The 13,865-nt window shown below is 59.6% G+C and carries 16 protein-coding genes; 10 read left to right on the forward strand and 6 right to left on the reverse strand.

The features are described 5' to 3' along the window. Positions 1–15: 15 nt before the first annotated feature. From FBZ97_RS24760 to FBZ97_RS24775, 4 genes are all read left to right on the forward strand, one after another. A complete protein-coding gene (locus tag FBZ97_RS24760) occupies positions 16–417 on the forward strand; it encodes a hypothetical protein (RefSeq protein WP_113332071.1) in 402 nt (133 codons plus the stop codon). 168 nt (positions 418–585) lie between these two features. Then, positions 586–2,262 carry a flagellar basal-body MS-ring/collar protein FliF gene (gene fliF / locus FBZ97_RS24765; protein WP_113332072.1) on the forward strand — a complete coding sequence of 559 codons (1,677 nt, stop codon included), beginning with the start codon at positions 586–588 and terminating at the stop codon, positions 2,260–2,262. A gap of 520 nt (positions 2,263–2,782) precedes the next feature. Beyond that, complete coding sequence (locus FBZ97_RS24770; RefSeq protein ID WP_113332073.1) at positions 2,783–3,520, forward strand: helix-turn-helix transcriptional regulator; 738 nt, start codon at positions 2,783–2,785, stop codon at positions 3,518–3,520. A 41-nt stretch (positions 3,521–3,561) separates the two neighbouring features. Continuing rightward, a complete protein-coding gene (locus tag FBZ97_RS24775) occupies positions 3,562–4,278 on the forward strand; it encodes a helix-turn-helix transcriptional regulator (protein WP_095433938.1) in 717 nt (238 codons plus the stop codon). Positions 4,279–4,421: 143 nt separating this feature from the next. On the opposite strand, the gene FBZ97_RS24780 is transcribed toward FBZ97_RS24775, so the two are convergent. The 6 genes from FBZ97_RS24780 to motA all read right to left on the reverse strand — a co-directional run bounded on the left by FBZ97_RS24780 (position 4,422) and on the right by motA (position 9,551). Next, positions 4,422–4,862 (reverse strand): hypothetical protein, encoded by a 441-nt coding sequence (locus FBZ97_RS24780; RefSeq protein WP_092709076.1) that lies wholly within the window; start codon positions 4,860–4,862, stop codon positions 4,422–4,424. Between the two features lie 5 nt (positions 4,863–4,867). Then, positions 4,868–5,947 (reverse strand): flagellar biosynthesis protein FlhB, encoded by a 1,080-nt coding sequence (flhB, locus tag FBZ97_RS24785; protein WP_113332074.1) that lies wholly within the window; start codon positions 5,945–5,947, stop codon positions 4,868–4,870. 93 nt (positions 5,948–6,040) lie between these two features. Then, complete coding sequence (gene fliG, locus FBZ97_RS24790) at positions 6,041–7,084, reverse strand: flagellar motor switch protein FliG (protein ID WP_145322446.1); 1,044 nt, start codon at positions 7,082–7,084, stop codon at positions 6,041–6,043. A 50-nt stretch (positions 7,085–7,134) separates the two neighbouring features. Further along, entirely contained in the window at positions 7,135–7,665 is a 531-nt protein-coding gene (fliN, locus tag FBZ97_RS24795; RefSeq protein WP_113332076.1) for a flagellar motor switch protein FliN, read from the reverse strand. A gap of 63 nt (positions 7,666–7,728) precedes the next feature. Next, positions 7,729–8,673: a FliM/FliN family flagellar motor switch protein gene (locus tag FBZ97_RS24800; RefSeq protein ID WP_145322448.1), complete on the reverse strand. Its 945-nt coding sequence runs from the start codon at positions 8,671–8,673 to the stop codon at positions 7,729–7,731. 5 nt (positions 8,674–8,678) lie between these two features. After that, positions 8,679–9,551, reverse strand: a complete 873-nt coding sequence (gene motA / locus FBZ97_RS24805; RefSeq protein WP_069611305.1) for a flagellar motor stator protein MotA — start codon at positions 9,549–9,551, stop codon at positions 8,679–8,681. 223 nt (positions 9,552–9,774) lie between these two features. Between motA and flgF the strand changes: the two genes are divergently transcribed. From flgF to FBZ97_RS24835, 6 genes are all read left to right on the forward strand, one after another. Next, a complete protein-coding gene (gene flgF / locus FBZ97_RS24810; RefSeq protein ID WP_145322450.1) occupies positions 9,775–10,509 on the forward strand; it encodes a flagellar basal-body rod protein FlgF in 735 nt (244 codons plus the stop codon). 12 nt (positions 10,510–10,521) lie between these two features. Further along, positions 10,522–11,907 carry a flagellar protein export ATPase FliI gene (fliI, locus tag FBZ97_RS24815; RefSeq protein ID WP_145322452.1) on the forward strand — a complete coding sequence of 462 codons (1,386 nt, stop codon included), beginning with the start codon at positions 10,522–10,524 and terminating at the stop codon, positions 11,905–11,907. A gap of 85 nt (positions 11,908–11,992) precedes the next feature. Beyond that, positions 11,993–12,538, forward strand: coding sequence for a flagellar protein (locus FBZ97_RS24820; protein ID WP_145322454.1), 546 nt, complete (start codon positions 11,993–11,995; stop codon positions 12,536–12,538). A gap of 119 nt (positions 12,539–12,657) precedes the next feature. Next, on the forward strand, positions 12,658–13,050 hold the full coding sequence (flgB, locus tag FBZ97_RS24825; RefSeq protein WP_069611309.1) for a flagellar basal body rod protein FlgB: 393 nt from the start codon (positions 12,658–12,660) through the stop codon (positions 13,048–13,050). A gap of 16 nt (positions 13,051–13,066) precedes the next feature. Then, positions 13,067–13,483 carry a flagellar basal body rod protein FlgC gene (gene flgC / locus FBZ97_RS24830; RefSeq protein WP_069611310.1) on the forward strand — a complete coding sequence of 139 codons (417 nt, stop codon included), beginning with the start codon at positions 13,067–13,069 and terminating at the stop codon, positions 13,481–13,483. Continuing rightward, the gene (locus FBZ97_RS24835; RefSeq protein ID WP_113332081.1) at positions 13,480–13,830 is read left to right on the forward strand and encodes a flagellar hook-basal body complex protein FliE; all 351 of its coding nucleotides are present in this window, start codon (positions 13,480–13,482) and stop codon (positions 13,828–13,830) included. The genes flgC and FBZ97_RS24835 overlap by 4 nt, the downstream gene beginning before the upstream one ends. Positions 13,831–13,865: the final 35 nt, after the last annotated feature.

The raw sequence follows: 13,865 nt of genomic DNA on the forward strand, positions 1-13,865 counted from the left end.
CAACGAGGCAAGCGCATGACCCCCTTCCAGCGCGTTGAGACGGCCGCCATCGAGGAGACGCTTCCGGCTATCCTCTTGCGCATCGTTTCCGAATTGCATGACATCGCCTATCTGATCGAACGCATCGAGCCCCAGCTGCTTGACATCAGCGACGCCAATATACTGGCCTCGCCGGAGGCCATGAAGGTCGTCCAGGGTATTGATCTCGCCGTGCAGAAGACGCGCGGCATCGCCGAATTCATCGATACCATTGCCGGCACCATGCCCGAGGGCTGGACGGTGGATCTCGCGACGGCACTGAGCCTGGTCAAGCTGACGGAGATGCAAAAGGCGCTCGGCGGCGGCGGTTTTCACGCGCATTCGCAGACCATGGCCCAACCCATGGCGAAGGCTGCCGGCGATTTCGATTTCTTCTGAGTGCGTCGTCAGCAATAGATACTGTTTTTCTTATATAATCTCCTGCATTTCTTCCCGGCTTTTTCCTGGGCTCTTCTGGCCGGACGAAACGTTCGCACAAGTTTCGATTTCTATTTTCGCCGCATAGCACAAAGCCATCAGGTCTTTGACGAATCGTGCGAGAACAGAATGAATCTGTTAAATCAATTAGTTCCCCTGCTTCGGAATCTTCAGAATCTCGGGAGAACGCGGCTGATGATCCTGGGGGGCGTGGGCGCCGTGTCCATGCTGCTGATCCTTTTTGCAGCCCTCTATGTCAATAAGCCCGCACAGGAGACATTGTATGTCGGCCTGGATGCGACGGATCTCAACCAGATCAGCATCGCGCTCGCGGAAGCCAAGATCAATTTCCAGGTCGGTACGGATGGCTCCAGCCTGACCGTTCCGGCGGGCATGACCGGCAAGGCCCGCGCGCTTCTTGCTGAACGCGGCCTGCCAACCAGCGGCAAGGCCGGCTATGAGCTCTTCGACAATGTCGGTTCGCTCGGTCTGACCTCCTTCATGCAGGAAGTCACCCGCGTCCGTGCCCTCGAGGGCGAAATCAGCCGCACCATCACCTCGATCGCCGGCATCAGCGCCGCCCGCGTCCATATCGTCATGCAGGATGTCGGCAATTTCCGGAAGGCGGATCAGAAGCCGACGGCATCCGTCATGATCCGCGCGAGTGCGGAAGCTGCCCGCAAATCGGCTTCGGCTATCCGCCACCTCGTCGCGTCAGCCGTTCCTGGCCTGGAGGTCGATGATGTAACGATCCTCGACTCCACGGGCCAGTTGCTCGCATCGGGCGACGATCCCGGCAACGGCGCTCTCAGCCGCAATCTCGGCATCGTGCAGAACGTGCAGAGCGAAGTCGAATCCAACATCGACAAGGCCTTGGCGCCCTTCCTCGGCATGGATAATTTCCGCTCTAGCGTGACGGCACAGCTGAATACCGACAGCCAGCAGGTGCAGGAAACCACATACGATCCGGACTCGAAGGTCGAACGCTCCGTCCGCACCGTGAAGGAAGCGCAGAAGTCGCAGCAGAGCCAGCCCGACAGCGCCGCGACCGTGGAGCAGAATATTCCGCAGGCGGCCCCGCAATCCGGCGGCAACACGCCGACGTCGAACGATCAGTCCGACAAGCGCGAGGAACAGACCAACTACGAAATCAACAGCAAGACGACGGCCACGACCCGCACCAGCTACAAGATCGAAAAACTGTCCGTCGCCGTGGTGGTCAATAAGGGCCGCATCGCGCAAATGGTCGGCCAGGGCGCTGATCAGGCCAAGATCGACGCCTATATTGCGGAAATGCAGAAGATCGTCGCCACCGCTGCAGGCGTTGATCCGGCCCGCGGCGACATCGTTACCGTCAATGCCATGGACTTCCTCGACAACCAGCTGCTTGAAGACACATCCTCCAGCTTCAGCATTACCGATATGTTGAGCCGCAACATGGCTGGCATCATCAACTCGCTGGCCTTCGTCGCGGTCGCCTTCCTGATCGTCTGGATGGGCTTCCGTCCGCTGATCCGCTCGCTCGGCGGCTCGTCCAGCAGCACCGCGCTTCCGGAAGCAGCGGGCCTGGAATTGCCGGATTTCGCGCCGGCGGTCGGCGGCCCCGGCGCGGCACTGATGGACGGCTTCGGCTCGGACTTCGGCTTCGACAGCACCGACGACCTGCTGACGATGGGCGACGATGGCGGAACCTTCAACCGCCGCGTCAAGGAAGGGCCGGAGCGCCGCCTGTCCCGCATGGTGGAAATCAGCGAAGAACGCGCTGCAAAGATCCTCAGGAAATGGGCCGTCGACCAGGCCGCCTGACAAAAGGACCGGGAAATTCCCGGTCCTTTTTCTATCCAGGGGATGACATTTGAGCTTGCATCATTGTCGATGCCACCTGTGATCAATTAGTCGCGGCTAGCCGAATTGACGTGTTCGTAAGATGGAATTTCAATGGATATACGGTTGCTGGGTATAAAGAATCGACTTACAAATACTGTATCTATTGCGTAACAACTGTGTATTCCGAGCGAATCGACCATCGTTTTCCGCGTTTCGCATGTTTTAAGTTTGTAGATTCCGGAGCGGGAAATTAGCTCATGATTCGTAGATCGTGCTTGCGGCAGTGCGCGCCGGTGCGATTGCGGGTGTCGAATTCAGGGATGAGACATGCGCCCATCCATCCGTATCCGCCGGAAGTGTTGGGTCGCGGTAGAGAAAGATCCGGCTTCGATGCCTCGTCGAGATTCGCTGCCGATTCTCTGAGGTGAAGCGATTGGGTTCTGACGGAACAATGCTCTCGTTGACGGCCGATCGTCCAACAGCGGCAGGAAATGCAAGTATGGACATGCAGATATCGCAGATGAGCAAAGGCGATAGGGATGCGCGATCGATCGCATCCGCCGGAGCTATGTCGCGCGAGCAGCTCATTCTGCAGCTGAATGCCGTTTCAGGCCCTGCCTATCTTCAAGCCGGCCTTCACGCCTTGGCGAGCTACGCCGGCGCCTCCCATTATCTTCTTGTCAGGTCCGATCTCATCCAGGAAAGCGGGCTCGACTTCGTGATTTCCTCCGATTGGCCCTTCGATCTCGTCCGGCGTCTGGCAACGGAGCTGACAAGCGGTTATGGCCGCATCGGCGAGCTTGAAAAGTGCATGGCGCTGTTTCAGCCAAGCCTGGCGCTGCTTCCCGATGATGTCTCGCTGCCTGACGGTGTGGGCCGGCAATATCATGCCTTGACGTTCAATGTCGGTCGCACCCGCTTCTCCCTGCTGCTGCTGGCGAGCGAAGCAGCAGTGCTTCTGCCCGAGCGGTTGAGGGATGTCGGCCTCCTGGCCGGCTATCTCGCCAGTTCCACGCGTTGCTTCGAGGGCAAGCTGGAGCGCGATTTCGATCTGACCGAGCGCGAGCTGGAATGCCTGTTCTGGATCGCCGAAGGCAAGACGAGCGATGAGATCGCGATGATCCTCGGGATCTCGCGCAATACCATCAACAACTATATTACCAGCGTCATGCGCAAGACCGCCACCAAGACCCGCTCGGAGGCTATCGCCTTTGCAGTGCGCAATAATCTCGTTTAAGGGCCGACCGGATGCGCTATCAGCCAGACAGGACGACGGATATGCCGGGCGAATCACGGCTTACCCGTTCCGGACGGATCTCCGGCCGCTCCGATCTGTTCCCGAAGCTGGTATCGATGCAAAAGCTGATCGACGCGCAGCATTTTGCCGTTTATCGCCTGCACGGCTCCGGCCTGCCGCATAAGCAGCGCCTGGTATGCGAACTCGATAATTGGGGCTCGGCCAACTCCGTCGTCGGCAAATCCTTTGTGGAGGCCTATGGCGAAGCACTGATCGAGCATATCGACAAATCGCTGCTGCCTCTGATGTGGAACGGGCGCGACAGCGACAGCACCGCAGAGACGCCGGATTTTGCCGTCTTCACGCAGCGCCTGAAGCCGCATCTCCTGCCTTTTGCCGGCGCCGCCTTTCCCGTGCGGCTCGGCGCCGTCGGCAACGGCTACACCGTCTTTACGGCCAAGTTCATGGATCTCTCAAGCGATATGATCGTCGAGCTGCACGGCCGCAGTTGCCAGATCATGATGCAGCTCCTGTCGCTGGATGAGCGGCGCTCACAGGCGGCCGAAGCGCTGAGCGAGCGCGAAATCGCCTGCCTGCAGCTTGCCGGCGACGGGCGCATCAGCGAAGAGATTGCCGAGAAGCTTGGATTGTCGGTGCATACCGTCAACGCTTATCTCGGATCGGCGACGATCAAGCTCGACAGTGTCAACCGCATCCAGGCCATCGCGAAGGCGATCCGCTTCGGCTACATAAGCTGAGATAGCGGCGCCTTGGGGCACTGCCGCAAGACGAAATCACCTGCGACACCTTGCTGAACAAATGAATTGAGCGGCGTTCCGGTTTCTGCCGGATGCACGCCGCTCTCGCGAATCACTTTGCCGATTTTTGAAAAAGGAATTCCTCAGAATGCGTGTGCGGCCTCGCCGCGGACGACGTAACGAGCGTCCCTTAGGCTGCGGGCGAGCAGCGCCGTGTTCTCGTCGGGATCGACGGAGGCCTTGTCGAAGGCAATGTGGTTGATCTCGATGCCCGCGTGGTGCTCCGCCAGCGAAAGCTTGGCATAGATGGTAACGCCCCGCGGCTTGATCTCCAGATCGAGCGTCACTTCCGCCGGCCCGCCCCAATCGAGCTTGTAGTCGCCGCCGAGCCCGAAATTGACCGTGCCGGGAAGAAAATAGAGCTCTGCGGCCGAGGCGACGAGGTCAGCGAGGTTGCCATATCGTTCGAAGCGCAGCAGCGAGATCAGATCGGCGGCATCGAGGAGGCGCAGCTCGCTTGCGACCGGGCTGATGGCTTCGGCTAGTATTTGTTCACGCTGGGCAGAGTAGGGGCATTTTTTCATTTGGTTTATCGTACCCGTTTTCTATTCGACTGCGCGGCATAGATCCGATGGATGAGTTCTGCGACAGCCTTGTAAAATACTGACGGTATGACGCTATCAACCGAGACTTGCGCAAACATGGAGCGCGCGAGCGGCGGGTCTTCGAAAACGGGAATATTGTTGGCCTCGGCTATCTCCCTGATTTTCAGAGCAATCAGATCCTGGCCTTTGGCGACGACGACAGGGGCGTCGTTTTCCTCGCGCACATAGCGAAGTGCGACGGCGAAGTGAGTTGGGTTGGCGATGACGAGGGTGGCGCGCGGCACCTGCTTCATCATGCGGCGGCGGGCGCGGTCGCGCGCGATCGAGCGCTGGCGAGACTTGACGATCGGGTCACCCTGCGACTGCTTGTGCTCGTCCTTGACCTCCTGCTTCGTCATCTTCAATTGGTCGAACCAGTGATGCCGGCTCCACAACAGGTCGGCAACACCGACGACGACGGTCGCCATCAGCACGATGATCAGGATGCGCTGAACGATCGTCGACAGACGCACGAAGATTGTCTGCGGGTCGGACACCATCGAATCCATCGCATGGAAGTACTGGCTGCGCAGCACGAAAAACATGACGATGCTGACCAGCACGATTTTTGCGAGGGATTTGCCGAATTCCACCATGCCGGTCGCGCTGAAGATGCGCGTGAAACCTTTCGCCGGCGATATGCGCGAAAACTGTGGCCTGATTCGTTCGAGAACGGGGGTAGGCAGGTTCTGGAAGATCGAGGCGCCGATCCCGAAGACGAAGAAGAGCACGACCGCCGGCAGCACCATGTTGCCGACTTCCCAGCCTATGCGCGTAAACAGCGAGATGGCGTCTGGGCCTGTCTCCAGCTGCCATTGATCCGGCTTTTCGAAGAGATCGCGCAGAACCTCGCCCATGCGGCCCATGCGTTCGGGCAGAAAGAAGGTAACGTAGATGACGGTCGCGAGCATGGAAGCAAAGAGCGTTGCTTCTCTGGAGTGAGGGACATTGCCCTTCTCGATCGTATCGCGGAGTTTTTTCTCCGTCGGTTTTTCTGTTTTACTGTCCTTGTCTTCGTCAGCCAAAGCAGCCGTCCTCTGCGAAACGGAAAGAGGCCGCGCATCATGCGCGGCCCATAGCTTGTCAGTCTATGATGTTTTAGCTGAGTCGCGCCGCGTTTACGCCGCTTCTTCCACAGGCGTATTTTCCTTGGTCTTGAGCTCGATCTGGCCGGAGTTGGCCAGACGAATGGCTTCCTGGGCGATGGCACGCCGGGCAATCGCGATTTCGCGCGGATTGATGCCGGCATTGCCCATCTGCAGGTCGGATTCGATCATGCGGCGCTGACGCGGGCTGATCGAGGACAGCACGATCTCGCGGATCTCGTTGCTGGATCCCCGCAGCGCCATCGTCAGGATGTCGGCGGCGATGTCGTTGAGCAGCAGGACGCGGCTCGGCTGCGGCATACGGGTGAGATCGTCGAAGAGGAAGATCTTCGGACGAACCTTTTCGACCGATTCCTTGTTGATCGTTTCCAGCGAGCTCAGCAGCGTATCGACCACCGGCTTGTCGAGTTCGTTCATCAGATCGGCAACCTTCGTGGAGCCGGACGCGTTGCGTTCGGCGTCGATCTCAGCCATCAGCCCGAGAACGCGGTTTTCGATGATCTGGGCAGCCTTGGGGCTGACGTCCTTGATATTGACGGTGCGATTCATGATGTCGGCGCGCTGGGCTTCGGGAAGCTGCAGCAGGATCTTCGCGCCGAAGGCCGAAGGCATCATGGAGAGCACATAGGCGATCGTCTGAGGATGCTCGCGCAGGAAGAACTTGGCGACGAAGACCGGATCGGCCTCGCCCAGGCGATCCCAGATGGATGTCTCGTAGGCCTGGAACGCCGTGCGGCGGCCAAGCAGGCTGTCGACCTCATCCGGTGTCAGGCCCTCTTCGAGAATGCTCTCGATGGCCTTGGCGTTGTCCATGAGGCCGGCGCCCTCGGTGAAAAGGTCTTCGAATTCAGCCACAAGCTGTGCCAGCTCGTCCGGTGGAATAACCCGCAGCGATTGCGCTGAGGCGATGATCATCTGCAGCTCAGCCTGCGTGAAGTATTTCAGCAGCCGTCCTGCCACTTGCTTGCCCATGGCGAGAAGGACGGCGGCTGCTTTTTCAGTCTGAGATAACGGTTTCTCGGCGATCGCGCCGCTGAAATCGTCAAAGTCCATCATGGTCTTCGTCTCCGTCCCGCCAGGGGGAGTGGGCTCATCCTGAGCCGGGTTCAGCTTTTCTTCGCGTTATAAATTTCAGTGAGCTTGATGCCGAATCTGGTGTCGTCATGTTCCAGAACGGTAATCTCGCCCCGGCCGATCTTGCGGCCGTTCACGGTAATTTCGACCGGTTCGCCGATCTTCTTGTCGAGTGCGATGATTGCGCCCTCGGCCAGGTTCATCAGGCCGGACACCGGCATGCGGCTGCTGCCGAGCACGATCTGGACGTCGATCGGGATATCCATGATCAGGTCCATATTCGCAGTGAGCGCGCTGCCGGGGGCAGCCGGTGCCGCAGACACGCCGCCGAACTCGCCGTCATCGAAGGCTGGAGCGGAGTTGTCGTCCCCGAAATCGCCGAAGGTGGAGAGATCCGTGCCTGTTTGTGCGCCGAATGCGTCGGCCTCGAAATCGGGCAGACCGCCTTCATTGTCTTTCTTCAGGACGCCGCGCAGACCATCGATGGCCTCGTCCAAGGCGGCGTCGCTGTTTGAAATCTCCAGCGATTCCTCGCTGCTTTGCTGTGTCGTCTTCGTAGCCATGAAATCACTATTCCAGTTGAAACTTGCCTCAAGCTGCCGTGTGCGGGGCCACGCGCCAGCCGATCAATTCATCAAGTGTCTGAGAAGCTCGTCGTCGGAATTGACGTTGTCCTTGACGCGCACCGTATAATTTTCGCCAGAGCGGCCGAATTCGCAGATGTAAAGGTCTTTGCTGTTGGCGCTGACTTCGACGCGGACATCGCCCGTGTCCATGAAAGGAATGATATCGCCGACCGCAAGCTTGGAAATGGTGTCGAGCGTCAGCGATTCGAGCCGAATTCGCGCCTCAAGCGTCACCTGCGAGCGGCGGACCTGCTCGCTGAGCTGCTCCGACCATGCCTGGGAAGCGGCGGTCGGGTTCTTGGCGCGAGGCGTACTGACGACGGTGCGCAGCAGATCCCGTTGCGGTACGATGATGACGATATGGGAAATCGATTTGCCGAGCGAGATCGTCATCGTGATCGCAGCGGCAAAGTCGTTACCGTTGTCACCGATGGCAACCGGGCGATCCTCGATATTGTAGGGCGGATCGAGGTAGGGCTCGAAACCGCCGGCAGCATTCACCGCCGAGCGAAGCACTTTGGCGATCTTTTCGAACACCATGACGGAAAGATCGAGTTCGATCACCGAAAGCGGGCGCGCGACCGGCGCTTCCATATCTTCGGCGCGCGCGCCAAGCATATGCTCCATCAGCGTCATGATGAAGCCGGCGCCGCAGCCGAGGATGAAGTTCGGGGCCCAGTTGCGCAGCGAACCGTTGACCAGTGCGTGGTTGCCGCCCAGCTTGGCGATCAGCTCGTTCATTGAGCCAGACTGGCAGCCGGCATAGGCGACGTTGATATCCAGGCCTGTCTCGGTCTTGATGATGTCGGGCAGGAATTCGGCATAAACCTGGGCGAAGGCGGTGCCGAGTTTCGCAAGCGTCGCCTGATCGCCGAGATTGCCTGTGAGCTTGGCAAAAAGGGTGCGGTCCATCGTCTGTGCCCTATGCGCGGATTGCTGGCTCATGATCGTCAGGCTGCCTTGCTTTCACCGCCGGGGTTCATCATTTCCTGCTCGACGGCGTCGATCGAGGGGCGCTCATAGGAGGAGATGGTCTTGCGGCCGTATTCGAGTGCGACCTGCGGCACCGATCCGTTCATGTAGGCAAGCAGCGTCTGCTTCACGATGACGTAGAGGCGATGCTGCTTGTTGCGCACGACCTTGATCTGGGAAACCAGCGGTGCGCAGACGGAATAGGACAGGATGATGCCGAGGAAGGTGCCGACCAGCGCCGAGCCGATGAGGTGGCCGAGCACTTCCGGTGATTCGTTGATGTGGCTCATCGCCTTGATGACGCCGAGAACGGCGGCGACGATACCGATCGCCGGGAAGGAATCGCCCATGATCGTGATCGAATGATAGGGCTTCATCTTGTCGTGCTGCATCGTGTCGAGCTCTTCGTCCATCAGCGCCTCGATCTCGTGCGAGCGGGCGTTGCCGATGATGATGAGGCGGACATAGTCGCAGATGAAGGCGGTCAGATCCTTGTTCTTCAGAACCGTCGGAGCGGCCTTGAAGATCGTCGATTCGTCGGGATTGTCGATATGGGCTTCGATCTCGTTGCGCGACTTGGTGCGCAGATCGCGCATCAGGGCATAGAGCACGCCGAGCGTGTCGAGGTAGTCGCGCTCCTTGGGAACCGCATGGCGGAAGGCCTCTCCGAGCGCCTTGCCCGAATCCTTCACTACCTTCATCGGATTGGCCATGATGAAGCCGCCGAGACCGGCGCCTGCGATAATGACAAATTCGAAGGGCTGGAACAGCGCGCCTACGTCTCCGCCCATAGCCATGAAGCTGCCTATGATGCAGCCGCAGGTCACTACAAATCCGATAATAATATTCATCGTCGGTCCACACCTGAACGTTGCTTCATACGATGAACTAGGGGACCTGCCTTGCGTGAGGCTGTTCGATGGGTCTCCGAACATCCTTTTTGCCTTGTCAGCTTCGCACAAGCCAAGCCCTGCAGGATGGCGGGTAAGGGCATCCATGCCCCGCTAACGAAATGTAGGAGCGCCGGCGGCGTTTCCTTTCCCGTTATTCTCCAATGTCCGGAGGGCGTTGAAAATGCAGTCTGGTATTTATGTCGCGCTGTCGTCCCAGATGGCGCTCGAGCGGCGTCTGACGACGATCGCCGACAATCTGGCCAACGTGAATACGACGGGCTTCCGCGGTACCGAGGTCAAGTTCGATCAGGTCCTCAGCAATACGCAAAACAAGCTCAACGCCAAGGTCGCCTTCGTCTCGCAAGGCAACGACTATCTCTCCACTGACAATGGCGAACTTCAGAACACCGGCAATCTCTTTGATTTCGCTGTCAAGGGCGATGCCTATTTCGGCATGAACACGCCGGCCGGCCTGGTGCTGACACGCGACGGCCGCTTCACCATGACTGAAAGCGGCGCGCTGGTTTCGACGCGCGGCTTCCCGGTCCTCGATCCTGGCGGTGCGCCGATCCAGCTCGACCCCGCCGGTGGTCCGCCGAGTGTCGCGTCGAACGGGACCATCATGCAGAACGGCCGCAGCATGGGCCAGATCGGTCTCTATAGTGCCGATGTTAGCAAGGGCTTCCTGCGCTATGAAAACAGCGGCATCCTGCCGACCGATGCGCCACAGGCGGTCGTCGACCGCTCGAACATCGGCATCGCCCAGGGCTATCTCGAAAATTCCAACGTCAACGGCATGCGGGAAATGACCAATCTGATCGAGGTCAGCCGCGCCTTCGACAATATCAGCACGCTCACCAGCAGCAGTGAAGGCACGCTCACCGATGCCATCAAGACCCTCGGCGGCAGCCAGTAAAGAGGGCTTGTCATGGTCGAGGATCGGTTGCCGGAGGGCGCAATATCGCCGAAGCTTTCGCATATGGCCCTTCTGGCGGGCCAATATGCGATGGCGGAGAATGCCGTGGCCCATGGTGGTCATGTGCGCACCATCGCTGCCGGACACTATACGGTTGCCGGCCTTTCCAGGCAGGTGCGTCTAGGCGATTTCGTTGCGCATCGGTCGCAGACGGGCATCCACCTCGGCGAGGTCGTCCGCGTCGAACCGGGTCTCATCTATGTCTGTCCGATCGAACCCGGCGAGCCGATCGGCATCCAGGATACCATCATCCGCAAGGGCGCCTTCCGTATCGCACCCGATGACAGCTGGTGCGGCCGCACGATCAACTCGCTCGGCGAACCGATCGATGGGCTGGGACCGCTGACAGCGGGTCTGGAAGCACGCCCAATCTCCAATACGGCTCCGCCGTCGATGACGCGCAAGCGCGTCGAAACCGGTTTCAAGACCGGCGTGCGTGCCATCGATATCTTCTCGCCGCTCTGCCTGGGACAACGCCTCGGCATCTTTGCCGGCTCCGGCGTCGGCAAGTCGACGCTGCTGTCGATGCTGGCGAGGGCCGAAGCCTTCGACAAGGTGGTGATTGCGCTCGTCGGCGAACGCGGCCGCGAAGTGCGTGAGTTTATCGAGGATACGCTCGGTTCCCACATGCAGAAGTCGGTCGCCGTCGTTGCGACCAGCGACGAGAGCCCAATGCTGCGCAAGATGGCGCCACTTTCGGCCATCACAATCGCCGAACATTTCCGCGACAAGGGCGACAACGTTCTCCTGATCGTCGACAGCGTCACTCGTTTTGCCCATGCCATCCGCGAAGTGGCCACTGCCTCCGGCGAGCCGCCGATCGCACGCGGATATCCAGCGTCCGTCTTCACGGAATTGCCGCGCCTTCTCGAGCGCGCAGGCCCCGGACCGGAAGGCACCGGCACCATCACCGCGATCATCTCCATCCTCGTCGATGGTGACAACCACAACGATCCGATCGCCGATTCCACCCGCGGCATTCTCGATGGTCACATCGTCCTGCAGCGCAGCCTTGCCGAAGAAGGACGCTACCCGCCGATCGATCCATTGGCATCCGTATCGCGTCTTGCCCGCAAGGCCTGGACTTCCGACCAGGAAAAGCTCGTGTCGCGCCTGAAGGCGCTGGTGCACCGCTACGAGGAAACGCGCGATCTGCGCCTGATCGGCGGCTATCGCCAGGGCAGCGACGCCGATCTCGACATCGCCGTGCGTCAGGTACCGATCATCTACGACATACTGAAGCAGACCCCGGGTGAAGAGCCGTCGGCGGATGCCTTCACCGATCTTGCGACGGCTCTCAGAAACGCTTCGAGCGGTCTCCCCGCCAGAGCCAAGTGATGGTTGGGCACAGCACTACCTCGATTTTTCCTTGTCCGCGGTCTGCCGGATATCGCCGAATGTCATGCCTAAAAAGGGACCAGAAGTGAAAGAATCCGACGCTGACGAACCGGTCGCCCCGCCGAAATCGGCGAGAAGGCGAACCGTTACGGACAAGGCTCTGGCCTTTACTGGACTGGCGCTTGCCGGTGCCTCTGCCTTCTTCCCCTGGTACGTCTTTCTGAACCCGGACAAATTCGGCATTCAGGTGGCCGAAGGCGATCGCACCCGCGATCTTCCGAACTGGCCTGGCCGCACCATCGTCAGCGTGTCGCCGCTCGCCATGGTGAACAAGAATCCCTCCGAGCCGAAAGATTTGATTCCCGATCCGCTGACGACGGCGACGGTCAGCAATGCCGGCCGTGAGGAGGACAAGGGGCCGCCGGCCGATCAGCAGCCGTTCCCCGGCAAGTCCGCCTTCCAGCTGCTGCATGTCGCCAATGGCCGCGCGCTGATCGAGGACGACACCGGCATGTATGTCGTGCGCGTCGGATCGCTTTTGCCCGACAACAGCCGGTTGGCCTCGATCGAACAGCGAGAGGGAAAATGGGTCATCGTGACATCGACGGGCGATGTCTACGGCAACAATTGAGGAAAACCCGGAATCGCCTGGATTTCAGGCACTTCGAAGACTTTACAGGAACGCATTTCTCGCAAGTCCCACGCAAGATTATCCCGCTAGATTCACAGTGTAAGAACGGAGAGAAGCCCATGCAACCCATTCAGCTCTTTGACCTGGCCTCGCGGCAAGCCGAGTGGCTCCAGGTACGTCAGCAGGTTGTTGCCGGCAATATCGCCAATGCCAATACGCCGAAGTTTCACGCCAAGGATGTCACGCCATTCCAGGCCGTTCTGGACAACCAGAACGTCGGTATGGTCCGGACCAATCCCGCGCATCTTTCGGGCAGCGAATTCAGCACGAGCGGCAACGTCAACGTGGAGGAAGCGCCGCTCAATCAGGAAATTGGTGTCCAGGAGTCGGGTAACACCGTCGGCCTGGAAGACGAGCTCGCCAAGGCCGGTGAAATCAAGCGCCAGTACAGCCTGAACACCGCTCTCGTCGGCTCCTTTCATCGCATGATGTTGATGACCGTAAAACAATAGATGAAGTGAAGATGTCATGGACCCTTTATCAGCCGCATTGAAGATTGCGGGCTCCGGCCTGGAGGCTCAATCGACTCGTCTGCGCATTGTCTCCGAAAATATCGCCAACGCCCGTTCGACGGGCGATACGCCGGGTGCCGATCCCTATCGACGCAAGACCGTGACCTTCGGCGCCGAGATGGATCGCGCCAACGGCGTCACCACGGTCGGCGTCAAGAAGCTCGGCGAGGACACGGGCAAATTCGTCGAAGAATACGATCCCAGTAATCCGGCCGCCGACCAAAAGGGCTACGTCAAGATGCCCAACGTCAACATTCTCGTCGAGATGGCCGATATGCGGGAGGCCAACCGTTCCTACGAGGCCAATCTGCAGACGGTCAGACAGGCCCGTGATCTCATTTCCTCCACTATTGATCTGCTGAAGAACCAATGATCGACTCGGTTAAGAATGTAGCCTCTCTTTCGGCGACCCGCGGCCTCGGCAGCATCGCCACGGATCTGACCTCCGCCGCTTCCAGCGCCCTGAATGCCTCGCCGGCCGTCGCTGCGGGCGCGGATGCCGGAATGAGCTTCGCGTCGGTCATGTCGAATGTCGCGAAGGATTCCATCAACTCGCTGAAGGACGCCGAAAACGCCTCCTTCGCCGGCATCAAGGGCACGATGAGTACCCGCGAAGTCGTCGACAAGGTCATGCAGGCCGATCAGACCCTGCAGACCGCGATCGCACTGCGCGACAAGGTGGTCTCGGCGTTCCTCGATATTACGAAGATGCAGATCTAGCGCGGGGGTTCCCGCTCTAATTAATTGATTTGGCG

This window comes from Rhizobium sp. ERR 942, from assembly GCF_007828395.1.
Taxonomy (GTDB): domain Bacteria; phylum Pseudomonadota; class Alphaproteobacteria; order Rhizobiales; family Rhizobiaceae; genus Rhizobium; species Rhizobium dioscoreae.